This is a genomic window from Bdellovibrio bacteriovorus (assembly GCF_025558485.1).
Lineage (GTDB): Bacteria > Bdellovibrionota > Bdellovibrionia > Bdellovibrionales > Bdellovibrionaceae > Bdellovibrio > Bdellovibrio bacteriovorus_G.
Window position 1 is genome coordinate 2,376,123 of sequence record NZ_CP102930.1, and the last position, 25,965, is coordinate 2,402,087.

20 protein-coding genes, 2 tRNA genes and 3 rRNA genes are annotated in these 25,965 nt (G+C 48.0%); 7 read left to right on the top strand and 18 right to left on the bottom strand.

What is annotated here, in order from left to right; translation table 11 throughout:
- Window positions 1-2: 2 nt before the first annotated feature.
- The 5 genes from EZJ49_RS11700 to EZJ49_RS11720 form a co-directional block, all read right to left on the bottom strand.
- Window positions 3-437 carry a Spy/CpxP family protein refolding chaperone gene (locus EZJ49_RS11700; RefSeq protein WP_262552328.1) on the bottom strand — a complete coding sequence of 145 codons (435 nt, stop codon included), beginning with the start codon at window positions 435-437 and terminating at the stop codon, window positions 3-5.
- 67 nt (window positions 438-504) lie between these two features.
- Entirely contained in the window at window positions 505-1,137 is a 633-nt protein-coding gene (locus EZJ49_RS11705; RefSeq protein WP_262552329.1) for a pyroglutamyl-peptidase I, read from the bottom strand.
- Window positions 1,137-2,867 carry an alpha/beta hydrolase family protein gene (locus EZJ49_RS11710; protein WP_262552330.1) on the bottom strand — a complete coding sequence of 577 codons (1,731 nt, stop codon included), beginning with the start codon at window positions 2,865-2,867 and terminating at the stop codon, window positions 1,137-1,139. The genes EZJ49_RS11705 and EZJ49_RS11710 overlap by 1 nt, the downstream gene beginning before the upstream one ends.
- Window positions 2,868-3,085: 218 nt before the next feature.
- A complete protein-coding gene (locus EZJ49_RS11715) occupies window positions 3,086-3,766 on the bottom strand; it encodes a cell division protein ZapB (protein WP_262552331.1) in 681 nt (226 codons plus the stop codon).
- A gap of 188 nt (window positions 3,767-3,954) precedes the next feature.
- A complete protein-coding gene (locus EZJ49_RS11720; RefSeq protein ID WP_262552332.1) occupies window positions 3,955-5,088 on the bottom strand; it encodes a hypothetical protein in 1,134 nt (377 codons plus the stop codon).
- A gap of 344 nt (window positions 5,089-5,432) precedes the next feature.
- On the opposite strand from EZJ49_RS11720, the gene EZJ49_RS11725 reads away from it, so the two are divergent.
- Together EZJ49_RS11725 and EZJ49_RS11730 are read left to right on the top strand one after the other, a co-directional pair.
- Window positions 5,433-6,017: a hypothetical protein gene (locus EZJ49_RS11725; RefSeq protein ID WP_262552333.1), complete on the top strand. Its 585-nt coding sequence runs from the start codon at window positions 5,433-5,435 to the stop codon at window positions 6,015-6,017.
- 89 nt (window positions 6,018-6,106) lie between these two features.
- Window positions 6,107-7,147, top strand: coding sequence for an alpha/beta fold hydrolase (locus EZJ49_RS11730; protein ID WP_262552334.1), 1,041 nt, complete (start codon window positions 6,107-6,109; stop codon window positions 7,145-7,147).
- 79 nt (window positions 7,148-7,226) lie between these two features.
- Here the strand turns inward: EZJ49_RS11730 and rrf are convergent.
- From rrf to EZJ49_RS11760, 6 genes are all read right to left on the bottom strand, one after another.
- Window positions 7,227-7,343, bottom strand: a 5S ribosomal RNA gene (gene rrf / locus EZJ49_RS11735).
- A gap of 249 nt (window positions 7,344-7,592) precedes the next feature.
- Window positions 7,593-10,533 (bottom strand): 23S ribosomal RNA (locus EZJ49_RS11740).
- Between the two features lie 114 nt (window positions 10,534-10,647).
- Window positions 10,648-10,724 (bottom strand) — tRNA-Ile (locus EZJ49_RS11745).
- 142 nt (window positions 10,725-10,866) lie between these two features.
- Window positions 10,867-12,380, bottom strand: a 16S ribosomal RNA gene (locus tag EZJ49_RS11750).
- Together the 16S, 23S and 5S rRNA genes with 2 tRNA genes alongside form the textbook arrangement of a ribosomal RNA operon.
- Before the next feature lie 313 nt (window positions 12,381-12,693).
- Window positions 12,694-12,769 (bottom strand) — tRNA-Ala (locus tag EZJ49_RS11755).
- 155 nt (window positions 12,770-12,924) lie between these two features.
- On the bottom strand, window positions 12,925-13,440 hold the full coding sequence (locus EZJ49_RS11760; RefSeq protein WP_262552335.1) for a hypothetical protein: 516 nt from the start codon (window positions 13,438-13,440) through the stop codon (window positions 12,925-12,927).
- A gap of 220 nt (window positions 13,441-13,660) precedes the next feature.
- Here EZJ49_RS11760 and EZJ49_RS11765 point away from each other — a divergent pair, with 220 nt between their 5' ends.
- Window positions 13,661-13,966, top strand: a complete 306-nt coding sequence (locus EZJ49_RS11765; RefSeq protein ID WP_262552336.1) for a cupin domain-containing protein — start codon at window positions 13,661-13,663, stop codon at window positions 13,964-13,966.
- Here EZJ49_RS11765 and EZJ49_RS11770 read toward each other — a convergent pair.
- The 3 genes from EZJ49_RS11770 to EZJ49_RS11780 all read right to left on the bottom strand — a co-directional run bounded on the left by EZJ49_RS11770 (window position 13,963) and on the right by EZJ49_RS11780 (window position 16,491).
- Entirely contained in the window at window positions 13,963-14,892 is a 930-nt protein-coding gene (locus tag EZJ49_RS11770) for an aminoglycoside phosphotransferase family protein (protein WP_262552337.1), read from the bottom strand. The two genes, EZJ49_RS11765 and EZJ49_RS11770, sit on opposite strands and share 4 nt — an antisense overlap.
- A 42-nt stretch (window positions 14,893-14,934) precedes the next feature.
- Complete coding sequence (locus EZJ49_RS11775) at window positions 14,935-15,963, bottom strand: replication-associated recombination protein A (RefSeq protein WP_316963680.1); 1,029 nt, start codon at window positions 15,961-15,963, stop codon at window positions 14,935-14,937.
- Between the two features lie 69 nt (window positions 15,964-16,032).
- Complete coding sequence (locus EZJ49_RS11780; RefSeq protein WP_262552338.1) at window positions 16,033-16,491, bottom strand: hypothetical protein; 459 nt, start codon at window positions 16,489-16,491, stop codon at window positions 16,033-16,035.
- A gap of 61 nt (window positions 16,492-16,552) precedes the next feature.
- Here EZJ49_RS11780 and EZJ49_RS11785 point away from each other — a divergent pair, with 61 nt between their 5' ends.
- Both EZJ49_RS11785 and EZJ49_RS11790 read left to right on the top strand, forming a co-directional pair.
- Complete coding sequence (locus tag EZJ49_RS11785; protein WP_262552340.1) at window positions 16,553-17,152, top strand: ArsR/SmtB family transcription factor; 600 nt, start codon at window positions 16,553-16,555, stop codon at window positions 17,150-17,152.
- Window positions 17,143-18,297 (top strand): cytochrome c biogenesis protein CcdA, encoded by a 1,155-nt coding sequence (locus EZJ49_RS11790; RefSeq protein ID WP_262552341.1) that lies wholly within the window; start codon window positions 17,143-17,145, stop codon window positions 18,295-18,297. The genes EZJ49_RS11785 and EZJ49_RS11790 overlap by 10 nt, the downstream gene beginning before the upstream one ends.
- Before the next feature lie 36 nt (window positions 18,298-18,333).
- Here EZJ49_RS11790 and EZJ49_RS11795 read toward each other — a convergent pair whose 3' ends face one another.
- Window positions 18,334-21,453 carry an efflux RND transporter permease subunit gene (locus EZJ49_RS11795; RefSeq protein WP_262552342.1) on the bottom strand — a complete coding sequence of 1,040 codons (3,120 nt, stop codon included), beginning with the start codon at window positions 21,451-21,453 and terminating at the stop codon, window positions 18,334-18,336.
- A 219-nt stretch (window positions 21,454-21,672) separates the two neighbouring features.
- Here EZJ49_RS11795 and EZJ49_RS11800 point away from each other — a divergent pair, with 219 nt between their 5' ends.
- Window positions 21,673-22,140, top strand: a complete 468-nt coding sequence (locus EZJ49_RS11800; protein WP_262552343.1) for a hypothetical protein — start codon at window positions 21,673-21,675, stop codon at window positions 22,138-22,140.
- Here EZJ49_RS11800 and EZJ49_RS11805 read toward each other — a convergent pair.
- Window positions 22,100-23,266 carry a hypothetical protein gene (locus EZJ49_RS11805; RefSeq protein ID WP_262552344.1) on the bottom strand — a complete coding sequence of 389 codons (1,167 nt, stop codon included), beginning with the start codon at window positions 23,264-23,266 and terminating at the stop codon, window positions 22,100-22,102. The genes EZJ49_RS11800 and EZJ49_RS11805 overlap by 41 nt on opposite strands.
- 9 nt (window positions 23,267-23,275) lie before the next feature.
- On the bottom strand, window positions 23,276-24,076 hold the full coding sequence (locus tag EZJ49_RS11810; protein ID WP_262555953.1) for a DUF4423 domain-containing protein: 801 nt from the start codon (window positions 24,074-24,076) through the stop codon (window positions 23,276-23,278).
- 216 nt (window positions 24,077-24,292) lie between these two features.
- On the opposite strand from EZJ49_RS11810, the gene EZJ49_RS11815 reads away from it, so the two are divergent.
- The gene (locus tag EZJ49_RS11815) at window positions 24,293-24,763 is read left to right on the top strand and encodes a hypothetical protein (RefSeq protein WP_262552345.1); all 471 of its coding nucleotides are present in this window, start codon (window positions 24,293-24,295) and stop codon (window positions 24,761-24,763) included.
- Here EZJ49_RS11815 and EZJ49_RS11820 read toward each other — a convergent pair.
- On the bottom strand, window positions 24,739-25,734 hold the full coding sequence (locus tag EZJ49_RS11820) for a response regulator (RefSeq protein WP_262552346.1): 996 nt from the start codon (window positions 25,732-25,734) through the stop codon (window positions 24,739-24,741). The genes EZJ49_RS11815 and EZJ49_RS11820 overlap by 25 nt on opposite strands.
- Window positions 25,735-25,965 lie beyond the last annotated feature (231 nt).

The following is a 25,965-nucleotide window of genomic DNA, read 5'->3' on the forward strand; positions in this document are numbered from 1 at the left end:
TCCTAGTCCTCTTTTTCAGCTTTGCCGAAAAGCTTGGCCTTTTGTTCATCCGTCAGGATATCCCGTGCTGTCAGCAAAGATTCCAAACGACTTTTGGACAACTGATTCTTTTTATCCAGCATCAGCTGATAGGCCTTGGTCACATCCTCTTTCGTCGCACTGGTGCGCAAAGACTCTTTGAAGGCCTTGCGAGCCGTCTTCATCTCCTCGCGCAGTTTTTCCGACTCCACGCGATTGGTTTCCCGGATGGTCTTAAGCTTTTCCTTTTGCTCCACCGTCAAACCCAAATCCTTCATGTTTTTGGGACTGAAGTGTTTTTCCAGCGGTGAAATCTCATCGCCTTTGTGATGACCTCCACGCCCTTCGCCACGGGCCCATACTGTTCCCGCACTCAAGGTCATGGCCATTACGACCGCTATAACGAGGTTTTGCATCATGTCTTTCCTCCTCTTTAAATCTTTAGACGAAGGGACTTCTGAAAAGGTTCATGAAATCCAGTGACGTTTATTTTGAGATAGGCTTGTTTATAGCAGCTTTAAGGACCAATCGAATGCCTTTTTCCATCTGGTCCAGTTCCATAGCAGGGGTCCCCGTGGCTTTTCCCACTGTTTGTTCTGGCAGATAAGGCACATGAATAAAGCAAGCCTGAGTCGCAAGCCCCTGCTGGTGAATCGCAGCAGAGACCTGAAAATAGATATGATTACAGACGTATCCACCGGCACTGAGTGAAATCTCTGCCGGGATCTGCTGATCCTCCAAAAGCTTCTGCCACTGTGGCAACGGCAGGGCCGTGAAATAGGCGCTTTCTGACTGGGATGCAATCGGTCCTCGCTGCGGAGTAAATCCATCCTCGTCCGGTTTTTCGGTTTCAATCCAATTCAAGGCCACTTGTTCCAGCGAGATTCGTTTTCTGCCACCAGCCTGCCCAAGCATCAGAACCACATCATACCGACCCTGTTTCAGTTGCTGTAAAAGCAAGGCCCCTGCCTGTTGAAAAGAAACCGGCAACAACAAGGTGTCGATCTGATCTTGAAGCGACAAATCCCTCTTGATGTTTTCAAGAAGGATCTGACTGGGATTAAGGCTTTCCCCCAAAAATGGCAGAAAGCCGGTGATAAGAACTTTTTTGTGTTTCATTATTCGAAATGACTTCTCCATGTCATATAGAAGTCATTACTGTATGTACCATTCAAAGGATGACCCTTGATACGGAATTCCACTTTCGTGTTAAATTCACGGGTCAAAGCCTGCGCTTCCGCATCGGTGCGTGGCACACGTGCCCCCAGCTGTTTCAACTCTGTCACCGGAATCCAATATTCACGTGTACTGACACAAGAAGCGCTTCCGGACCACGGTCCTTTATCCGCACACTCGTTGCCACCATTCCAGTTGAACATGCGGAAGACCACTTTTGCCTGATTGGAGTTAGAGAAGAAATGCCAGCTCTGGCCAATGTGCTCGTACTGAGAGCTTAATTTTTTAAAGCCCCAGGTCCACGGCAACTGTTGTTTGGTATCGTAGCTGTCAACGAATTCCGGACTGTGAGTCAGAACGAAAGTGCGCAGTACGGCCGCAGAAGCCTGTGCACCATAGGCCGAAGAGAAGCCACAGTGATTTCCATATTTAAGATTCAATACACCGACCTGAGATGATTTTTCATAGAGATCATCATGCTCCATCACCTCCGCATTGATGCCATTGTTCACAACCATATCGTCCTTGGAAGCCCAGACCATCAAAGGTGTTTTAACCTCGTCCTTCCAGTTCCAGAAGTTATTGCTTTTCATGAATGCAGAAGGTGTGCTGGCGATCCCACGACGTTGCAGGGATGTGGAAGCCAGAGTGGCAATATAGTCCGGCATATCCTTGCGGTTGGATGGAATTTTACCGGCAGTGATCAGATCAGGAACATCCGTAATATAATTACGAGCTTCGGTGAAATGCTCCTTGGTCATTTTTGCAAATACACGCCCCACAATTTGCGATCCATAAAGATGATCCAAGGTCGGACGTAAACTGATCACCGGGCAAATTGCTGTCACAGAATTATAGACTTTGTTCCCACTTGGCAGCAGATACTTGTCATTGTACGCAGCCCCCAGCACGGCAGCGTTACCACCCAGGCTGATGCCCATGAAGTGCAGACTGGAAATGCGGTCTTTGTGCTCCCATTTTTGCAGCATCCACTTACCCACTTCGATTGCTTCAAAGCCTTCGGACCAGCCGCCCAAAGTCACACGCTTGTTCAAATAGATGTAGTCCATGCCCGTTTGATTCGCCAACAACAGAACGTTGAATGGAGACTGGTCAAACAGGTGCATTAGATAACTTTTCATGGATGCTGTTTGTGCGGCGGAACAGAAGACACCACACTTCACAATCACCAATGGACGCGGGCGCGTGTCCTGTTTCAAAGCCAGAATCCCCGGCACCCGGGTTCCATCTGACAATTTCACAGTGAACTCTTTCACCTGAGGATGGGACAGGAATGGATATTGATATTTGGAAAACTTCAACAGTCCCAGCATTCCCGTCCAGGATTTCTGAGTCAGTTCCCCAGAACATTTTTTAAAGTAAGCTCGTGCCACATTATAATATTGAGCTGTCGTCAACTTGCGTCCCACCACACTGTCTTCAAAACGGCGCGGGTCACAGGCCGGAGAAATTTCCTTCGTGCTTAAGCCATCCGGAACTTCTTCAAAGATACCTTTGGCAGCAGGAACATCCTGACCGGATTCCTTTGCCAGCTCTTGATAAAACTGGGTTTCAAGATCGGTTGTCGGAACTTGCGCCTGAGCGACAGAACCCGCAACCATTGAAAAGACCGCTATCGTACCGATAAACACGCTGCAAAACTGCGTTGCCATTTTTCTACCTCACGTACTTCGAAAGGCTTATCGGGGGCGGGTTTCGGGTGGTTTAGAGAAAACTCATTTTGTCTAAAGTCTCGACATTTTCGTGAAGAATTCAGGCCCAACGGCGGAAACTGAAAGAACACCCAAAGTCGTTCCATCCTGAAACGAAAAAAACCGCTCACGATGGAGCGGTTTTCATGATTTGGAAATTAAGTGGCACTTTAAATGCCCTAAGCGATCTTTTTGATCTGCGAAAGCTTGTCCTTCAAAACAGAGTTTTCATGCTTCAAGGCATTCACTTCTGCCGCCAGCTGATTTACTTTGCGCTTAAGGAATTCATTTTCCTGCTGGGCCGCCGGATCAGAGTCCCCCACAATATTGGGTTTCGTATCCGATTTGGCCGCGGTCTCTGACAGATCAAATGTCGGCGTGGAAAAAGCATTCACACTTAAAAGCTCTTCGATATTTTCGGGAATATGAAGTTCCGGGTCCACCTTTTCCAAACGGATAATACCCTGGGAAACAAAACCACGAACCTCTGAAAGCATTTTGGAAATACACGTCGATTTTTCCGCCGGGGTCGGTGCCGACTCCGCCATCATATCAGTGATCTTTCTTTTGGAAATCGGCGGCAGGCAGCTTAACAGGCTATCCACCTGTTCCTGAGGATTGCCATGCAGGGCATTTGCCAATGTCAAAGGCTGCACCCGCGAGAAGATCTCCACCAAATACTGACCATCCCAGCTATAAACGCGTGTGATCGTCAGGATGCGCTTACGAAGCGCCTCCTCCCATGCCGGGCTTTCTCCGCCAATCAACCCAAGGAACTGCTCTCGCTTTGTCGCCGGAGAGGTCTCAAGAAGTTGCAAAAGTTGATAAAAGCCACCCTTTTTCTTGTATCTGTCTAACATGCCCATAGCTAGTATATCGGAAACGTAATACAGGACTAAAGGACCCGGATCGCCAAAACGGCCTATCAATAAACTTTAATCTGGCGAATAAAGTGGAACGTCTCATTTAGAAATATCATTGCCTCAAAATGAAAACGGCAAAGCTGTTTTGCAGCTTTGCCCTGGTGTTTTTTAAAATTCATTTCAAGCTATTGAAGAGCATCGCACTTGTACGACAGATTCACACTCGTGCCCGGGGACAGGTACTGATTGAAGCGCAAAGTTTTTCCATCCATATAGTAACCCACCGGAGTTCCGGAAACCGTTACAATCAAATCACTTGGATTGGAACAATTCAGCATGATGTCCTTGATGCGATCTGTGATCTTGGAACGAATCTGACCCAGCTGAGACGTATAATCAGAGGAGCAAATATCCGCAGATGCTCCCCAACCCGCAGACGCGAAGGTCAGGTAAACATTACCGATACTTCCTGTAACCAATCCTGTTGTCGGGCCGTATCCATCCAGCGCCTGACTGTTTTGATGATTCAAGCAGGTTGCATCCTTAACAACGATAGAGTGCACACTCAGGGAGTTGAACTTGTCAGCACCCAGACTGTTTTTAACGTTCGTAATCAGATAGTTCGGCTGATCCATTTGATCCAGAACATAGCCGTTATCACCATAAAGACCGCTTCTTACGTCCTCGTCAGAAAGGAAGATCACCGCCAAGTGGGCATCGTTGCGGATAAAGCTGGAAGGATTGTTCTTCACAACCAGATTTGCCGCATAAACGCCACGCTCGTCACCGGAAGGGCAGTTCTGGGAATACTTCGTTGAATACTCCGCAGAGTTGATGGAGTTCACATCCCCGCCACGGTCACGAATCCACTTAGCAATAAATTTTTCACACGCCAAAGTCTCCGGGCGCTGAATTGTATTATCGAACAAAGACAGACGATCTGTGTGAGCCGGAGTGATATAAGGAGTTCCCTCTTTATAATAGATAAGATTTCCACCGCGGGAGCCGCTGACATCTGTGGTTGTCATCGCAATACGGTAATCAATCTTCTGTGCATCCAGATCCGCAATAAAGTTTCTAAATCTTGGGGCCAGGCGTGCCTGCTCAAAAGACATCGAAGCAGAGTTGTCGTTGACGATCAGAATATCGACCTTTCCACGACCTGCTGTTTGCGTGTAATTAAAGGAGTACTTGCCGTTCTCCACCACGCACCCGGAGTCTTTACATTTGCTGTCATCCAAAGAGAACTTCACCGGGGAACATCCCACGTAAAGTCCTACAAAGAAGGAAATGGCAGCCATCTTAGTGAGTGTTTTCATAGACACACCTCTCTCACCCCTTTACTTCCAATCTCGGTGCCAAGACCGGGTGTTTTTTACAAGTTGCTGAAATTACAGGAATTTTTATGTTTCAATTTAAGACCCTTGCCCGGCCTCATCTGTCGATCTCTTAGACAAGGGCCCCCGAAGGACACTTTTTCGGCTGCAATTTCAAGGAGTTAGTTTTTTAGGGACCCTAGGCTGAAGGAGCGATTTTCGTCCGTCCGGGGTAAAGGCTTTGTCGCACTCGACGTTCTTTCACATAATAGATGGGGCAGTTGTATTGTCCCGCCACTACTTAAGCCCCTTTTGTCGTGGCCCACACTATATTGGAGTCAGTCATCATGGTTGCAAAGCTTCTTGGAACTCTCATTATTCTGGCCGCCCTTACGATTGGTTATACAATTCTGAAGGACGATCTGGATCTTCCGAAAAAGTCCGGAAAAAAATCTTCAGAGACCTGCGTGCAACTGACTCCGGCACAGCAACTGGCAAAAATGATCAATGATGACTTCCAAACTCTGGAAGCCGAAGGACAACTGCCTGCGGAGTGGAAAGACATTGCCACCGTGGAAATTCGGATGAACTCCACCCTCGCCCGCACGCTTCTGGGTAAGGAGCGCCCGAACATTCAACGAGTCAAACAAGGCGCCAACTATCTGGAGCTTGAAATTGTGGATCTTCCCGATGATGAAAATCCCGGTGTGATCATTCAGGCCAGCTTGTTTAATATCAAATCCAGAAACAAAATCTTTGAAATCGGTCGCACTTATACAATGAATGATCTTAACAGAGTCACAACCGAGAAAACGCCGGAAGCACCAGTGAAAAAAGATGGCACGACATCTGGCACCACCACACCAACTCCTGCTGCTAAGGAAACAACAGCGCCACCTGCCGTAAATACTCCGCCACCAGCAGATAAATAGTTTTTCAGCCCGTGCGTACGATAACTGCGATAACAAGGAAGAGTCTTTCACCGTGGCTCTTCAGACAAAATCACCAAGGAGAACTTTTTATGACGAAAAAGCCCCTCTTTTTTCTACCCGCTTTGATGTTGATTTCAGCTTGTGCTTCTCAGCCCAGTAAAACAGAGTCCACCACGCCACAAGAAGAAGCCGCTGTAACGAGAGGCTTCGATGCGGTTTTGTCTCAATACAGCTATCCATTCCCGGTTCGCTACTACAACTTCAAGTCCCAAGGGCAAGAGCTGAAGATGGCTTACATGGACATCAAGCCCGAGAAAGTATCCAAAGGCGTTATTGTTCTTCTGCACGGCAAGAACTTTCCGGGCGCTTACTTTGAACAAGTCATTAATTCTTTGAAAGCGGAAGGCTTCCGTATCATTGTCCCGGATCAAATCGGTTTCGGAAAATCCACGAAGCCCAGCTACTATCAATACAGTTTCCATGCTCTGGGGCAGAACACTCAGAATCTTTTAAAATATCTGGAAATCGACAAATACAAACTGCTGGGTCATTCGATGGGCGGTATGGTCGCAACGCGAATGGCGTTGATGTTCCCGGGTTCCATCACGCAGCTTTTCCTGGTGAATCCGATTGGTCTTGAGGACTGGAAGACGATGACGTCTTATCGTCCTGTTGAAGAAAACTACCGTGCGGAACTGGGCAGCTCTGCCGAAAAAATCAAACAGTACCAGTTGGACAGCTATTATGACGGCAAATGGAAAAGTGATTATGACAAGTGGTTGGAGATTCCCACAGGCTGGATTCAAGGTCCTGACTATCCGGTGATTGCCTGGAACTCGGCCTTAACCTCTGACATGATTTTCACGCAGCCGGTTGTTTATGAATTTAAAAATGTAAAAGCGCCAACTGTTCTGATTATCGGCCAACGCGATAGAACGGCCATTGGTAAAGCCTGGGCGCCAGAGAATATGAAAAAGAAAATGGGAAATTACCCATCATTAGGGAAACAAACTGCCCATCTGATTCCACACGCAAAACTGGAAGAACTTAAAGGCCTGGGACACATGCCTTTTATCGAAGACTATGATGCTTTCTGGAGCGTTCTAAAAAAACATGTGATTACAAAATAGAGTCGGGAGAGGGTTTTCCCCGCATTTTAGGCATAAAAAAACCCGACTTACTTTCATAAGTCGGGTTCGAGTAAAAAAGAGCTGGCGTCGTGCTACTCTCCCACATGGTCGCCCATGCAATACCATCGCCGCAAGAGGACTTAACTTCTGAGTTCGGAATGGGATCAGGTGTGGCCCCTCTGCTATAAACACCAGCAAAGCGTTTATTAAGTCAAAGTGGTTAGCTTCTTACACTAACCGTTGTTCTTTGTAACTTACTTCCAACACAAATGGAGAAGTTACTTATTTTAGTTACAATCGAATGATTGATTTAGCTGATTTTTAGCGATTAATGGTTAGTCCCATAATCACTCTCTTACTTATTCAGAGAGCTAGTCTCTCGTTCCTATAAAAGGAAGTCTTTGAAACGAAATCTTCGTCAAACCAATGGCTTGAGAAGAAAAAATTAAAAAAGCCTCACGACCTATTAGTACTGATCAGCTCAATGTGTTACCACACTTACACCTTCAGCCTATCAACCTCGTAGTCTCCAAGGAGTCTTTAGGGGGCCGAAGCCCCAGTGAGATCTAATCTCGTAGTTTGCTTCCCGCTTAGATGCTTTCAGCGGTTATCAATTCCGAACATAGCTACTCTGCATTGCCGCTGGCGCGACAACAGAAACACCAGAGGTTCGTCCATCCCGGTCCTCTCGTACTAAGGACAGGTCTACTCAAATCTCATACGCCCACAGAAGATAAGGACCAAACTGTCTCACGACGTTCTGAACCCAGCTCGCGTACCACTTTAATTAGCGAACAGCTAAACCCTTGGGACCTGCTCCAGCCCCAGGATGTGATGAGCCGACATCGAGGTGCCAAACTCCATCGTCGATATGGACTCTTGGATGGAATAAGCCTGTTATCCCCGGAGTACCTTTTATCCGTTGAGCGATGGCCCTTCCACGCGGGACCACCGGATCACTTTGGCCTGCTTTCGCACCTGCTCGACTTGTAGGTCTCGCAGTCAAGCCCCCTTATGCCAATGCACTCGACGCCTGGTTTCCAATCAGGCTGAGGGGACCATCGCGCGCCTCCGTTACTTTTTGGGAGGCGACCGCCCCAGTCAAACTGCCCACCAGACAGTGTCCCTCTGCTCGTAAAGAGCAGCAGGTTAGATTTCAAAGGTGCCAAGGGTGGTATTTCAAGGTTGACTCCACAATGGCTAGCGCCACTGCTTCAAAGTCTCCCACCTATCCTACACATGCCAACTCTAAAATCACTGCCAAGCTACAGTAAAGGTTCACGGGGTCTTTCCGTCTTTCTGCGGGTACTCGGCATTTTCACCGAGAATTCAATTTCGCGAGGCATTTGGTCGAGACACCGGAGAAGTCGTTACGCCATTCGTGCAGGTCGGAACTTACCCGACAAGGAATTTCGCTACCTTAGGACCGTTATAGTTACGGCCGCCGTTTACTGGGGCTTCGATTCTCAGCTTCGCTTGCGCTAACTAATCCTCTTAACCTTCCAGCACCGGGCAGGCGTCAGTATGTATACTTCGTCTTGTGACTTTGCACATACCTGTGTTTTTGATAAACAGTCGCTACTCCCATTTCTCTGCGACCCGAAAAAGCTTGGGGAGTAAATCCTTACACTCTCGCGGGCACACCTTTTCCCGAAGTTACGGTGTTAAGTTGCCGAGTTCCTTGACCAAAATTCACCCCATCGCCTTAGGATATTCACCCCACTCACCTGAGTCGGTTTACGGTACGAGCTAACAAAACTAAATTTACGAAACTTTTCTTGGATGCATGGCTTTTCACACTTCCGGGACAAGTCCCTCGCATTCACACCTCAGAGTTACGACCAGCGGATTTGCCTACTGATCCTCCTACATGCTTACACCTCAATCCAATAAGAGGCTGTGATATCCTACACCGTCATTCCTTAAACACATTTTGCTAGGTAACGGAATATTAACCGTTTTGCCATCGACTACGCCATTTGGCCTCGTCTTAGGGCTCGACTAACCCTGGGAAGATTATCTTTACCCAGGAATCCTTGAGTTTTCGGCGCCCGGGTTTTTCACCCGAGTTCAACGCTACTTATGTCAGCATGATCACTTCTAGTTCGTCCAACTGTCCTACCGGTCAATCTTCATCCTACACTAGAACGCTCCCCTACCACTAAAATATAAAATATCTTAATCCAAAGCTTCGGTAACACGCTTAGCCCCGTTGTATCTTCCGCGCAGAGTCACTAGACTAGTGAGCTATTACGCTTTCTTTAAAGGATTGCTGCTTCTAAGCCAACCTCCTAGTTGTCAAAGTAACTCCACAACGTTCTCCACTGAGCGTGCATTTAGGGACCTTAGCTGTTGGTCTGGGCTCTTTCCCTCTCGACTCATGACCTTATCACCCTGAGTCTGCCTGCCAGGGAACATATCTATGGCATTCGGAGTTTATTTGGGTTTGGTAATCCGGTAAAGACCCCTAGCCCATTCAGTGCTCTACCTCCATGATATTTTTTACCTGACGCTATACCTAAATATATTTCGGGGAGAACCAGCTATCACCCAGTTTGATTGGCCTTTCACCCCTAATCACAGATCATCAAAAGAGTTTTCAACCTCAACTTGTTCGGTCCTCCACGAGGTGTTACCCTCGCTTCAACCTGTCCATGATTAGATCACCGGGTTTCGGGTCTATGCCTGCATACTAAATCGCCCTATTCAGACTCGCTTTCGCTACGGCTCCACCTGCAACGGCTTAACCTCGCATGCAAACATAACTCGCTGACTCATTATGCAAAAGGTACGCTATCGCCCACTTAAGGGGCTCTAACTGCTTGTAGACTTACGGTTTCAGGTTCTATTTCACTCCCCTCTCGGGGTTCTTTTCACCTTTCCCTCACGGTACTTGTTCACTATCGGTCACTAAGGAATATTTAGCCTTATGAGGTGGTCCTCACAGATTCCCACAGGATTTCACGTGTCCTGTGGTACTCGGGATGCCGCTAGGGCCTTCGAAGTTTTCGAGTACGGGGCTATCACCCTATCTTGCCAGACTTTCCAGACTGTTACTCTAACTTCTCCGGTCCCACATCGCGGTCCCACGACCCCTCCTTCAAATTAATGAAGAAGGTTTAGGCTGTTCCCCGTTCGCTCGCCACTACTGGGGGAATCTCGGAATTGATTTCTCTTCCTGAGGGTACTGAGATGTTTCACTTCCCCTCGTTCGCTTCAAACACCTATGTATTCAGTGAGTGATACCATAAATGGTAGGTTTCCCTATTCGGAAATCTCCGGATCAAAGTGTGTGTGCCACTCCCCGAAGCTTATCGCAGCTTACCACGTCCTTCATCGCTTCTTAGTGCCAAAGGCATCCACCGTAAGCCCTTTGTAGCTTAAAAAAATGGAACTAACCTCGCTAAAAATCAACTAAATCAATCTATTCAATTGTCAAAGAACAAAAACTTGTTCATGTAAAACTCTAACGTTTCACCATTCATCCACTTGGAAGAACTTGGTGGGCCGGGGAAGACTCGAACTTCCGACCCCACGCTTATCAAGCGTGTGCTCTAACCAACTGAGCTACCGGCCCGTTAGGCTTCACTCTTTCAAAACTAAACAGCTAGATAGATTTTTGGGACTCACTTACTCGGGAAGAGTAAGTTGACCTAAGATTGGGTCATTTTGACTTACTAAGAACAAGTCTTAGTGAAGATTGACCGGATAATCCTTAGAAAGGAGGTGATCCAGCCGCAGGTTCCCCTACGGCTACCTTGTTACGACTTCACCCCAATCATCGACCATACCTTGGGCGCCTGCCTCCTTACGGTTAGCGCAGCGACTTCTGGTACAGCCGACTTTCATGGTGTGACGGGCGGTGTGTACAAGGCCCGGGAACGTATTCACCGCGGCATTCTGATCCGCGATTACTAGCGATTCCAACTTCATGATCTCGAGTTGCAGAGATCAATCTGAACTTAGATAGCTTTTAAGCGATTTGCTCTACCTCGCGGCTTAGCTTCGCTCTGTGACTACCATTGTAGCACGTGTGTAGCCCTAGGCATAAGGGCCATGAGGACTTGACGTCATCCCCACCTTCCTCCGGTTTAACACCGGCAGTCCATCTAGAGTGCCCAACTGAATGCTGGCAACTAAATGCAGGGGTTGCGCTCGTTGCGGGACTTAACCCAACATCTCACGACACGAGCTGACGACAGCCATGCAGCACCTGTGTACCGACTCTTGCGAGCGACGACGTTTCCGCCAATCTTCCAGTACATGTCAAGCCTAGGTAAGGTTCTTCGCGTTGCATCGAATTAAACCACATGCTCCACCGCTTGTGCGGGCCCCCGTCAATTTCTTTGAGTTTTAATCTTGCGACCGTACTCCCCAGGCGGGATACTTAACGCGTTAGCTTCGTCACTGAAGGGGTCAATACCTCCAACAACAAGTATCCATCGTTTACGGCGTGGACTACCAGGGTATCTAATCCTGTTTGATCCCCACGCTTTCGGATCTCAGTGTCAGTGTTCGGCCAGTTACCCGCCTTCGCCTCCGGTATTCCTGTTGATATCTACGTATTTCACCACTACACCAACAATTCTAGTAACCTCTCCGACACTCAAGCTTCGCAGTATCAAATGCACTTCCAGGGTTGAGCCCTGGGCTTTCACATCTGACTTACAAAGCCACCTACATCCGCTTTACGCCCAATAATTCCGAACAACGCTAGGATCCCTCGTCTTACCGCGGCTGCTGGCACGAAGTTAGCCGATCCTTTCTTACAGGGTACATTCATTGTGTTATTCCCCTGCGACAGAGCTTTACGACCCGAAGGCCTTCATCACTCACGCGGCGTCGCTGCATCAGAGTTTCCTCCATTGTGCAATATTCCCTACTGCTGCCTCCCGTAGGAGTCTGGACCGTGTCTCAGTTCCAGTGTGACTGATCATCCTCTCAGACCAGTTAAAGATCGTCGCCTTGGTGAGCCATTACCTCACCAACTAGCTAATCTTACGCGGACTCATCTTGGAACGAAAAACCTTTGACCCCTAGAGCCGCAGCTCCTGTGGTCTTATGCGGTATTAGCTAATCTTTCGACTAGTTATCCCCCACTCCAAGGCAGATTATCCACGCGTTACTCACCCGTGCGCCACTAGTACTCACCCGAAAGCTTTCCCCGTTCGACTTGCATGTATTAGGCACGCCGCCAGCGTTTGTTCTGAGCCAGAATCAAACTCTCCAGTTTAAATTCTGTTTAGAAGCAAACAGCTAGCTTTTACGCTATTGTTTGTTCGAATATTTTTTGAAATTGTGAATGCTAATTACTCAGCATTCAAAGAGCCCAAAAATCTATTTTATCTAGCTATTCAGTTTTCAAAGAGCGAATTTTTTAAATTCAATCACTTCGCTATCGAAGCGCGAGGAACCAATCTTATCGATTTCTTGTTTCTCGTCAACTATCTTTTTTATTTTTTCTTCATCGAGACAAACGTCCTAAAGAAGAAAAGAATCTCGTTACAGCGGAACTCATATAAAGAGTTCTTATAAGAGGAGAAATTTGGTGGAGGCAACAGGGATCGAACCTGCGACCTTCTGAATGCAAATCAGATGCTCTCCCAGCTGAGCTATGCCCCCAAACGAAGTGGAGCTGTTTTCTCGTAAGGGCCGAAAAAGGTCAATAGCTTTTTTTCGAAAATTTAATAACCCACCAGAAGTTGCTCAATAAATAACCGAGGCAGGGGCCTCGGTTATGACAAAAAACATTATTAAGTTATTGAAAATACAGAATTTTAAGCGCTTGCTTTGAATTTTGACGCCAGAAGTCTATTTAACCAGGCTCTTTCAAAACTAAGGTCGAATCCAACCTTTTCCCCACCGGATACGATGGCGGTATAGACCTTTTTAAGGATTTCCACCTCATGATCCAGACCATTATCGGCGCCCATGGACTCTTCAATAGCCTCATACACACTTAAAAGATCCGGTGTTGTGACCACTTTCGGAATGCGGGACATATCCAGACCAAGCGTCTCCAGCGGCTTGAAGCCCACAAGAGTTTCAGTCAGAAGAACCTTGGTTCCGTTCTTAAAATTCACCTGAATAAATGGTTTTCCTTCGGAGTCTGCACGGTGAAGAACCTCACTGACTTCCTGAGTGTTGAAGGAAAACACTTTGCCATCGAGGTCCTGGCGGATTTGCACTTTGCCAGTCTCGTGAATCTTCGCTCTAAGACCCTTAGAGGAATCGACAAAATTCAGGATGTTATCTAGCTCAGCGTGTGTCGACTTTGTTTTTGAACTGCTCAAATTACCCTCCCCTATAACTAGGGTCCTTCCTACAATAGAGGTATCGTCAATCCATACGAGGACTTAACGAGAAAACAAAAAAAGTTGAGAATCCGGCCTCTTATCCTGTCGCATTTCAGATATTTTTTCGTGATACTGTTTCAAGGCGAGATTCGTCGGCACCGTGACTTGTAATGCCTGTGCCGATTTGAGATAACGAGGCCCGAAAGAGGCATATACTATGATCATCACACGTTGGCAGGCACCCATTGTTCCGAACAAGCAGCAGGTAAATCTGATCCTGGAATCCGAAGGCATGGAGCCCTACGAACAAGTTCTGGAGCCACACAAAAAAGTGGCTGACCATCGCAAACCCTTCGCGGAAGTGCGAGTCATCATCAGCGGCGAAATGATTTTCAATGTTGCCGGTAATCAGTTTGTTCTGCGTCCGGGAGACCGCGTGGAAATTCCGGGCAACACACGTTTTTCTTACGTTGCCCAAGGAACTGAACCCTGCGTAAGTGTCTGCGCTCAAAGAGCCATCTAAAGATCACAATCTTGCAAATACCAATCCGGAATATACTTGCCGAAATTATCATAGCTACTTAGCACGCTCTCGACTTCGGCAAGCATCACCTGCACCTGCTCTGCTCCAAACTGAATTGCCCACGGCACTGACGACAGTTGATTGCTGGCTATATACAGCGCCAACAGCCTGAAAAAATCCTCTGGCACATCGTTACTAAAATAGCCGTTAACTCTACCTGTCGCAAAATGCGGACTTAGTCGCGCGCACCAGGTGATGCGATTGAACTCTTCCCAAGGATCACCGTGATCCAGCCTGTTAAAATCAATAATCCCCAGTTCCTGCTGATTATGAATAAGCATATTACCGACATGATAATCGCCGTGATGAAAACCGATCGGCCGCCCCGCAAGCAACCGGCGATTGTTCTCGATATAAGAAATAATCTTATCCTGCCCGGCCCACTTTACAGGACACTCCCTGGACAGTTGAATATTTCGATTCAATTTTCTATTAAAATAGAGCTCCCAGTTCAGCTCCTGATACTTGCTGGCTATGGGAATGGAGTGAATGGCCTTTAAGATCTTCCCCGACTGACACCCCATCTTATATTGCCCGTCTGCAGACATCTCACGAAGGATGTCTGCAGCACTTTGCCCCGGAACCCAGGACAATAAAGTATAGCAATAGTCTTCACCGCGATACTGACACATCCCAAACTCCAATGGAGTGCTTAGCGGAAGCCCCAGTCCCCGGAGCGGCAATGAGGCCTTAAACTGTTCTTCCTTCTTGGTCGCCAGATCTTTTGCAGTCAGTCTCAGCAAATAGCTTTCCTGATCCAGGACCAGTTGAAACTTCAAATCACCCGACCAACCTTCGGAGATAGGAATAATGTCTTTGCACTTTCTAATGATGCTTAAGTCGCGAAACTCTGAAAGATCACCCATACAGCCAGCTTAGAACAAACGCCGGACCGGAACAACACGAGGCTATTCTTTGAGGTCTTTTTTCAGCTTCATCCAGTTCAGATATTCTTTGATGTTCTTCTCAAAACCGCGCGCCGTGGGTTCATACAGAGACGGCTTTTCCTCGATCTCATCCGGCAGATAGCTTTGCTCCACCCATCCGGTTGGATAGTTATGGGGATACTTATAATCACGGCCGTATCCCAGATCCTTTGCCAGTGCAGTCTTGGCAGAACGCAAATGCAGCGGGACTGGCAGAGTGCGGGTCTTTTCAACCAATTCGCGCGCCTTGTGCAAAGCCATATAAGAAGCGTTGGATTTCGGGCAGGATGCCAGATAAGTTGTCACTTGTGACAGAGTAATAGCCCCTTCCGGCAGACCAATGGCTTCCACCGCCTGTAAGCCGGCAATAGCCACAGAAATAGCCCGTGGGTCCGCGTTGCCGATATCTTCACTGGCCAGAACAATCAAACGACGGGCAATAAAGATCGGGTCTTCCCCGCCATCCAGCATACGCGCCAGATAGTACATAGCCGCATCCGGATCACTGCCACGAACACTCTTAATGAAGGCTGAAATCGTATCGTAGTGCATTTCAGAGTTCTTGTCGTAACCCAACGGATTCTGCTGAAGCAGTTCACGCATATCGTTCACATCAAGAAGTTCCGCCTGATCCTCGTCCTTGGTGAACGTATAAAGAATTTCCAGACTGTTAATCAGGCGACGGGCATCGCCGTCAGAGTACTCAATCAGATTCTGTCTTGCGGCCGCAGTCAGGATTTGATCCAGTGACTTGGTATAGTGGCCTTCCGCACGTGTGATAATTTTATTTAAGTCCTCGTCAGACAGACGTTCAAAGATCACCACACGACAACGGCTTAAAAGGGCGCGATTTAATTCATAAGAAGGATTTTCTGTGGTGGCTCCGACCAGCACCAAATCGCCCTTTTCCACAAACGGCAACAACACATCCTGCTGGGCCTTATTAAAGCGATGTATTTCATCGACAAACAGAATGGTCTTTTGCTGGAACTGGATGCGACTTTGCCGGATTCACTGTCCCGCACACGCAAGGGACGTGATTCCCCAGAAGACCCATTTCAGGGCGAGTGTATCTTTCAATCACGAGTTCTGTTCCTTTCGCTTCTTTTCCTTTTGTTCCTTGAGCAGTTTTTCTTTCCACCAGCTCACGATACGGCCTTGGATGGCCTCATGATTGTCAAAGTAAGATCCCCAATGGTAGTTCGGCCAAACTTCAGGTCCATCCAAATGCAGGTTCCCATAAGAACTGCGACCACGCCGCGCCTTCTGCTTTTCGCCAAAAACCGGGAAGCGTGAAGCACCCAACTGGGCATAAGTGTAATAGTATTCTTGCGGGAAACTCAGGATCTGGGGATCCGTCAAAGACATTCGCTCTTTAAGATGATTCTTCATGCGCTCACTGCGTACAGTCAGATAGTCTTTATTGAATCTTTGCACGGTGGGGATCCGCATCCAAACATCGAACTGTTCTGGCAGCGTTGTTCTTTGCAGCACCATCATGTTTTCGTGAGTCCACGGCGAATCAACATCATCTATCATCACCGTATGCAAAGGCAGGCGATCCCGTGTCTATGAAAACCTTGGCCTGATTTCTCAGTCCATGGCCTCTCCGATTCGCCTGCGCATTCTGCAATCGCTGGCCAACAGCCCCAGCACAGTGGAAACCTTAAGCGTGAAGTCCGGGGAATCCATCGCCAACACCTCTCAACATCTTCAGAAGATGCTGCGCGCGGGCCTGCTTAAGTGCGAAAAAAACGGCGTGTCCCGCATCTACAGTCTGGCGAATGAAAAAGTGCTGGAAATGTGGCTGGCCTTGCAGAATCTGGCTTTCCAACTAAATCCGCAGATTCAACAGGACGAGAAAGCTCTTTGCCCGGACGAGCTTTGCACTTCGCTTTCCTTGGCAGAGGTCTTAAAGCTGGTAAAGTCCGGCAAAGCCGTGCTGGTGGATGCTCGCGAACTGGATGATGCTGACGGCTCTCCCATTAACGGGGCTCTTCATATTCCTCCGGCGGATTTAAAAAAGAATTCCGCCCCCATCGCGAAAAGTAAGACAGTCTTTGTTTTCTGTCGCGGTCGTTATTGCACGCTGGCCAATCCCCTGGTGGAAAAACTGAGAGGCAAAGGATTCAAGGCCTTTCGCCTGCGCGAAATGGCCTATGAAATTCAAAAACAAGCAGAGGAGATTCAATGGAACTAAGTCTGATAGGTGTTTTCGGAGCGGGTCTGTTAACGTTCTTTTCCCCTTGCGTGCTGCCAATGGTTCCTATCATTGCCGCGAACTATTTAATGGCTGGGAATGCTTCGCGCTTTGCCAGATTGCAGTCCACGGGTTTGTTTGCTCTGGGCTTTATGACGACCTTTACACTGATGGGACTAAGCCTTCCATTTGTTTCTGACTTCTTAGGGGAAGCCAAAGGTCCTCTTTTGATCGTGTCGGCGATTGTGATCTTCCTGTACGGTCTGAAGATGTCCGGCATGGCCTTTCAAAATAGCGATGGTTCCCGCCTGCTGTCATGGCTGGGACGGTCGGCTTATTTGCCTAATGTACAAAAGTATCTGCCCAAGTCCCTGCATGGATTTCTTTTCGGAGCCACCTTTGGACTGGCGTGGACTCCTTGCGTAGGACCTATTCTGGGCGGTGTTCTAAGTTACGTCGCCACGAAAGATCGTTCTTTAGGTGAAAGCGTGGCTTTGATGACCAGCTTTGCCTTGGGAATCGTTGTCCCATTCCTGGCCCTGGCAATCGGTGGAGATCTGGTTCAGGGCCGCCTGAACAGACTGCGCCCTTACTTGCCCCGAATTGAGCGCGCCACAGGGTACGGCCTGATTTTGGTGGCTTTTGTTATCCTGACTCAGTCCAATCTGCCTTCCCTTGTTTCCGAAGACGGAACGCATGAGCAAATCACCTTTGTCACCCCCAACGGACCGACAAATCTGGAGTCTGTGGCTCCGAATGCGGCAAAGCTGCTGTTCTTCCATACGGAGACCTGCCCTGTCTGCCATCAGATGGAAGCTTATCTTCCGCAGGTTGAAAAGGAGTGCAATTCCAGCTCATTCCAAATTGTGCGTGTGAATGTCAGCCTGCCGGAAAATCAGGCCATTGCCAGCAAATTCAATATTCGTGCGGTCCCAACCATGAGTTTGATTTCCCCTGCTGGAGATGAGATCGCACATACGGTGGGATATCAAAGCGAAATCAGCCTCAGAAAGGCTATTGATGCTCTTCCGAATACGAGCTGCCAGAACACAGCCTTAAACAAAGCGCCAGCACCAGTGGAAAATATTCCCGAAGGACAAAGCTGTGATCCCCACAAATCATCTGGCAATGGACTGACCTGCTAAAATAAAAAAGGGTGCTGCATACAGCACCCTTTTTCTTTAGATCTCAGATTCATCGTGACCGAAAATCTTATGGTATTTCCGCATAAACCAATTTTGGAAACGATCTACATAAAGATGCAGCGCCGGAATCACATACAGGGTCAGTAACGTCGAACTGATGGTTCCCCCGATGACAACGATCCCTAAACTTGTGCGGGATTTAGAAGCCTCATTCAGACCAATCGCCGCCGGCACCATCCCGGCAATCAAGGCCAAGCTAGTCATGATAATAGGTCGCAAGCGGGTTTCACCGGCTTTCAAAAGGGCATCCACAGGCTTTACACCGTGCTTTTGCTGTTCAATGGTTGAATCGATCAAAAGAATCGAGTTCTTTGTGGCTAGCCCCATCAGCATCACGCAACCGATCATCGAGAACAGATCGAAACTGGAACGAGTCACAAACAAAGAGATAAACGCCCCGCATGCCGCCAACGGGATCACCGACATAATCGTAAATGGCGTGATAAATGAACCATACAAACTGGCAAGAACCAGAAAGATGAACATCACTCCCAGCCCCAATGACACCAAAATGTTGGTCATCAGTTCTGCAAAACGTTCAGCCTCCCCAACAAAACTGAAAGAAACACCCGGAGGCGGTTTCAATTCTGTCTTGGATAAAGCTGTAATTTCTGCCATCACACCGCCCAGGCCCTTGCCGCCCGGAGTGATATCGGCGGACAGCTGAATATAGCGATTGCGATTTTCACGCAAAATCACTGACGGCCCCTGAGCCTCTTTCAAAGTGGAAACATTGGCCAACGGCACCATGCGCTGACTGAGATTTGGCACCTTTAATGAGGGGAACTGTTCGCGCAGATCACGCTGATCCGCCTGCAAACGCACACGCACATCATAGTTAACCCCATTTTCTCGATAAATAGCCGGAGTCTGACCTTCGATCAGAGTACGAAGCTCCATCCCGATACCTGTCAAAGACACCCCGGAAGCTTGCGCATTGCCACGCTGAAGCTGCACTTGGAATTCAGGCTTCCCTGAACGATAGCTGGTGTCTGGTTGTTGCAGACCCGGTTCAGTTTTTAATTTCGCCAGAACTTTTTCCGAATACTGAATCAGGTCATTCATATTTTGCCCGACGATATTCAAGTTGAACTGACGGCTGTTCTGCTGACCGGGATTGTCGGTCACGATGATGTTGTATTTCTCCAAACCTTTATAGGCTTCACGCAAAGCCTGTTTGGTCTGGGTCGTATTCAGGCTGCGTTTTTTGGACGGAACCAGACGGATATACAAACTGCCCTTGTGACTTTCCCCGTTACCGGAGCCAATGAAGGTCAGAATATCCTCGATCTCGGAAAACTTTTTTGTACGGATTTCGATCTCTTTGGCCACTTCATCCGTCCCATCCAGACTGGCGCCCGGGGGAAGTTCAAACTGCACGAAGAATTCACCGTTATCCTGCGCAGGCAGGAAAGTAAATGGAACCCGGGTGGCAATAAAGAGTGAAAAAATGAAGATACCGATAGACCCCAGAATCGTTTTCATCGGATGCGCCAACGCCCACGTCAAGGTCCGAACATACCACTGTTCAAGACGTGTCTGAAAGCGGTCAAAGGCCTTCAACGCCGACTGGTTCCAACGGCCGAAACGCGAAGTCGGTGGCTTATGGGAATGTTCGCCTGCCACATAAGCCGATAAAGCCGGAGCCACAAACAGACCGTCAAACAAACTCACGATCATGGCAAAACAAATGGTCAGACCAAACTGCTTGAAGAACTGCCCTACAATCCCCTGCAAATTTCCAATTGGCCCAAACACCGCCAGAATTGTCAGAGTTGTCGCCACAACCGCCATGGTCACTTCGTTGGTTCCCACGACAGCGGCTTTTTTCGGAGACATTCCGATTTCTAATTTACGGAAGATATTTTCTCGCACGACGATGGCGTCATCCACTAAAAGCCCCACAACCAAGCTCATTGCCAGAAGGCTCATAATATTGATGGAAAAACCAAAGATCCCCATCACGATACAGGCCCCCAACAGGGAGTTCGGAAGGGCAAAGCCGGTAATCAAAGTGGACTTCATACTGCCCAGGAAGAAATAAACGACGATAACCGTCAGAATCACACCAAATATAATAGACTCGTACACGTCGTAAACGTTGGCGCGAATCTTTTTACTGGTGTCCTGAACGATCTTCATTTGCGCTTCAACCCCCTGGGTTTTGAAGTCTGCATTGATCTTTTCCACTTTTTTGGCGATATCGTCGGCGACCTTGACCGAGTTCGCCCCGGATTGACGGTAGATACTAAAATTAATCGCTTTCTTGCCATTAAGACGGCTGCGCGACTTTTCATCCTGCAACGTATCCTGAATTTTAGCCACCGTGCCAATGGTGATCGGATGATACACATCAGCCAAACGCAGCACTGTGGAGCCGATTTCATCCACAGACTGATATTGCCCCAAAGTGCGGAATGAAAACTGGGTTTCGCCCACATCAATCTTGCCGGCAGGGATATTACGACCACCGCTGCGCAAAGCCTCTGCAATACTGGAGGCAGAGACATCTGTTCCGTTCAGACGATCGCGGTTCAGGCTGACATGAATTTCACGCTTACGTCCGCCAAGAATTTCTACCTGACCAACCTGATAGACCTGTTCAAACTGCGGTGAAATGGTTTCTTTGGCCAGGTCGTAGAGCTTCCCGTCTTCCATATCCGCCTGCAGGGAAATATACATGATCGGCGCATCAGAAGGGCCTACTTTACGAATGACCGGCTCGTCCACATCGTCAGGCAGTTCCCGCATGGAATTCTGCACTTTGGCGCGGACTTCCTGCTCTGCAAAATTCAGATTGGTTTTCAAAGAAAACTCGATACTAAGAATACTGACGCCTTCCATATTCTGGGAGGACACCTTCTGCACACCTGAAATGGTGGAAACCTGATCTTCAAGAATCTTGGTGATTTCGGTTTCGATTTCCTGAGGACCGGCCCCGGCGTAAGAGGTTACCACCACCACGGTCGGCAGTGTGACATCCGGATACAAATCAATCGGAAGATTCTTTAAAGAAATGCCTCCCAAAGTAAGCATAAGAATAACCAGGGACATGATAAATACGGGCTGACGAACGGATAATAATGCTGGTGACATAGGCGCGGAAAACTAGCAGCAAGAAACTGTCCGGACAACAAATGAGATATTCGCGGCCCGAAGGATGCGGCACGGAAGTCAAGTTATGCCAGACCCATTTTTAATGGTTTCGTTGCAGTGGAAGGATATCAGCAACAAGAAGAACGCTGTCCGGGTCTTTTAATCTTTATACCAATCAAATTTCTGGTTATCCCCTCTTTACAAAATTTAGGAGGATTTATGCGTATTCTATTGTCTCTTGCTATCTTTATGACGGCATTCGCGAGCCAGGCTCAATCCGTTAAGTTGGATGCTCCGGAAGTGGCAAAAGTTCACTGTGCAGCCCGCGGGACTGCATATGATGTATTGTGGCTGAATGTAAACCTGGTCATCAAAAAAGCGAACACAACTCGAGTTATCCTTTCCTTGGTTGATGCTGACTGCATCAATGGCAAACCTGTTCCGTCGCCTTCCAATAATTTCTTTACTCCGAGCCTGCAGGATATGAATGGTGAAAATGCTATCGTGTCCCAGCCGACTATTGCGCGTGTAAATCGTTACACTCATCAAGTGGTTCTGGAGTTCTACACGGACCAACTGGCACACCGCGAACGTCAGTTCCTGCTAAGCCTGCCTGTTCACAACGGATCTTACACCGTGTATGTGATCACATCTGAAGACGGTACAGCTCAAGTTCAGCCGAATTAGTCTTTAAGAACAAATGATAAGAGTTAGGAATCAGACGACCTGTTACATCCAGCTCTACAGCCCCGCTCACCGATTGAGTCCTGCCATTTTCACTGTACGCCCATGAATCCAAAAGAGTTCCCGCCTGCAATTGACCATTCGGCCAAAAAGATACAGCACCATGAACATTGGCAACTCGCACCTTTTGCCCTTGCAGGATGACTTCCATGGAGCCCACCAAAGGGATCGCGGCAACAGATCCGTCTTCATAGAATGAAATCCGCGACACCGGAGCCAAAGATCTTTCGCCTTTCAGCTCCAATTTCTGTCCAAAGAGTTCCACGGTAATTCCGACCAAAGAGTCCATAGAAATGTGCTCCAGTCGGCCACTTTCAAAAAAACCAATCCATTTGTTTCTGAAACCAATGTTTTTCCAGGCCCCGGCAATTCCTAAAGCTCCCCGAAGAGCACCACTGTCATGGTAAGTCGCGTGTTTTATATTTACCGGGACACCCATGTAATCCGTTTCGCTAAAGCCCACCTGCCTAACCAGCTCCATCAGTTGCTGACTGGAATAGGAGGCAACTGCCACCGAGCTGAGAATTTGATTGAAGTAGCGCACCCGCGGAGATGAAGACTGGTCATTTTCAATGCCCTCACGATAAATCAGTTCGTGAAGAATCAGACCGGCCTTGTCCTGTTCAGAAAGACGATTCCAAAGGCGCAAATCAACAAGATAGCGCTTATCCCCCGGCATGATCAAATCCTGAGGGCGCTGAATCGCGATCTGGCGGATCTCGCAGTCCGTGGGAATAATCACCGCGCCGGAGTCGCGAATCGGCAAAAACTTTCCTTCAGAGAACCACTGTGTTTCCGCATCGAACGTCGCAAACCAGTTTTTATATTTATCCGCCCGGCTGGGATTGATGACTTCCAAACGCGAAAGCACAAACAGAACTTTTTCGTGATAGGAGACACCGGACCCCAGATTCACCGGAATGTGCCGTTGCTGCTGGCCTTCATAGTAATCCAAAAGCTGCACCTGAGATCCTGAGGCACATTCAAGTACATTTCCACCATTCCCCACCCAGTCACCACCAGCGAAAGTCAAAGAAGAGGACAGAATGATACTTAAAACAGTTAACATCTCGGGCTCCTATTCGTTCTTGTTCAAAATGGGGAAGCACTGCAAGGCCACGCGATAAAGCTCTCCGCCCTTGGATTGTTCGTCGAGTTCAAAAACGTCATCGCGGAATTTCAACACCAGCTTTTTTAGCTTTTTAAACCGCTTTTCATCCAAAGCAACAGTGACAAATGAATAATCTCTTTCTTGCACCGGAATCACCGGCAGTCGTTCCCGGGCCATGTCCAGCGTGTTTAAATGGGCCCGTTGCATGGACTTGGAGGAAATATCATGGGACGAGTAGAGATTCCGATGCTGTCGCTGCCAGGGGGCTCCGGAAGGACGCTCAATCATACTGAGCTCTTCGAGAGTTTGCAGACAGGTTTCCACGCGATCTTTCGCGATCCCTGTTTTCTGTGCAACCCAGGCCGTTGTGCTTTTAAAGTCAGGCAGACGAAACACTGCGAGAATTACAAAGTATTCCCATTCATCAAAAAGAATCCCGTACTTGCTGGCGTCCAGCTTGTAGGCCGATTCCGCAGGTGGTTTGTTCACACCAAGACTTAGCAGGAACTGCTCTTGTTCGGAGGGTGGCAGTTCCAGCTTTAACATCACGTTGGCGGCATCCTGAAGAGGAACCATTCTCTTTCCTTTCATAATGGCGGAAAGAGTGCCCGGGTTCATGGACAAGAACTTTGCGTAAGCGCGCAAAGAATAGCGTCTGTTCTTGGTCTTTTTGACCTCAAAAAGCTCGGTCAGCTTTTTTGCAAAATATGGAAGCTCCTGAGTTTCTGTCATAATCAGAAGCGCAGAATTATAGAGCCCCGAAAGCATGATCAAGGAAAATCATGCCTTTATTGGACCTGAGCGGCACATTTTAGAGATTTTGCAGCGTCAAATCCCTCAGGATTGCAAAGCTATAATTCACGCTTAGCAAAGATGTCCCCGCAAAGGTCTTCAAAAATTTTGGAACAGGCCGCCTTTACGATCTTTTTTGATGGACTATCACCGGCTCCGTCAGGAACATAAAAGATCTAAGGAGAAAGTAAGATGGCATTTTTCAACAAAATTCTGATTTTCATTTCTGCTTTAGCGGCCGTGGGCTGCGTGACGACTCCAGCAAATCAGGATTCCACTTTTGGTTTTTTAAACAACAAAAAAGAACTTAATTTAGGAGCACAAACCGTTCTGGGGCATGCCATTGGAATTGCCAATCTTCAAAGTGTTCAAGCCTCTTTGGGGACCGCCTATGTCTTTCAAGAAGGGCCTGCTGGCAATCTGACCCGTGGAGTCTGCTATCGGGGCGCAGATAAAACTATTCTGGCATTTGAATCCGGTGCGGCTGGTGGCCCCGAAGGCATCCTGACAAGCATTCGCCTGATCCGAGGTGGTACACCCTACAAATACAGCCGCCATTGTTCACCTTCCAAAGAGGTTCTGCGCACGACCGCCTTTGCCGATAAAACCAGCCTGATGATGAGCCGGGGCAGTCTCCGTCATAGGTGGCTTTTGCTTGAGTAAACGTAAAAAGTCCATAGCCGTTCATTTTGCTGTCTTTCCAAAAGCCCTCGTACTTGTCGCCGTTCTGATAAGTGAAACCCTGAATCTTTGGCTTTTTGAATATCCTCGTCTGCACTGTAGGCGGATAACGCGATCGCCGGAATATGTTTTCCCGGGTGGAATTTTTTCTCCCATTTGCGCAGACTCTTTAGCATCTCGTAGCCATCCATTTCGGGCATTCCTATATCGGAAATTAAAAGGTCATAATCCCCGACCTTCAGCATCTCCAGTGCTTTTTTCGGAAGAGAACATTCTGTCACCGCCGCACTCTGCTTTTCCAAAAGACGTTTTAGCAATGCCAGAGTGTCTTCGGAATCATCCAATAAAAAGATACTCAACCCGTCCAGTGAGACATCACGAGCCGCCATGTTTTCGTAGAAATCAGAAGGTCGTTTAGAAGAAGGAAATGCAGACGAGACGCTAGAGACCGCGCTGTTCACCGGAAGACGCACATGAAAAACGGTTCCCTGACCGACCCCGGGACTTTCGATGGACACCGTTCCGCCGTGAAGCTCTGCTATGTGTTTGACAATGGAAAGCCCCAATCCCAAGCCCATTCTGCGGCGATTGATTCCCGAATCCGCCTGCCAGAATTTTTCAAAGCCGTCGATCTCGATATGATTTAAGCCAATCTCCACCGGAATCTCACGACCGTCTTTGCACAGTGCTGTCAGTTCCCGTCCGGCGCCCATTTGACGTTTGCTTGGATGCTGCATAAAGCTTTTGCGATAGCCCGGGTGATTTTGCCGATAACGACCGGGAACGAGTTGTTCCAGTAAAATCCCGTCAATCTCTCCGGGGGAATATCCGAACATCCTTTCCAGTTCAGCGTTACACAGAACCACCAGTCCATCACTGTTCACCATCAGAATTCCCGCGGGCACGGATTCGATAATGGTCTTAAACTGATTGCCCTGACCAAGAGAAGGCAAAAAGCCATGGTTGCCGCTTGATTCCTACAAAAGATCCATAAATCGACTCCTATATGACAATTTGATTATGTTTATTTATTGAGCATTCAGGCAAATTGTAAGATTACAGTCGTCTGGACGACTGTAGAACGGATAGAGGCGATCTCTCGAAGGAGATTGAAACCACTTGATTTGAATTTTCAGCTATTTATGATTTTTGGAGGACCTTATTCAATTTCCTAGGAAAGAAAA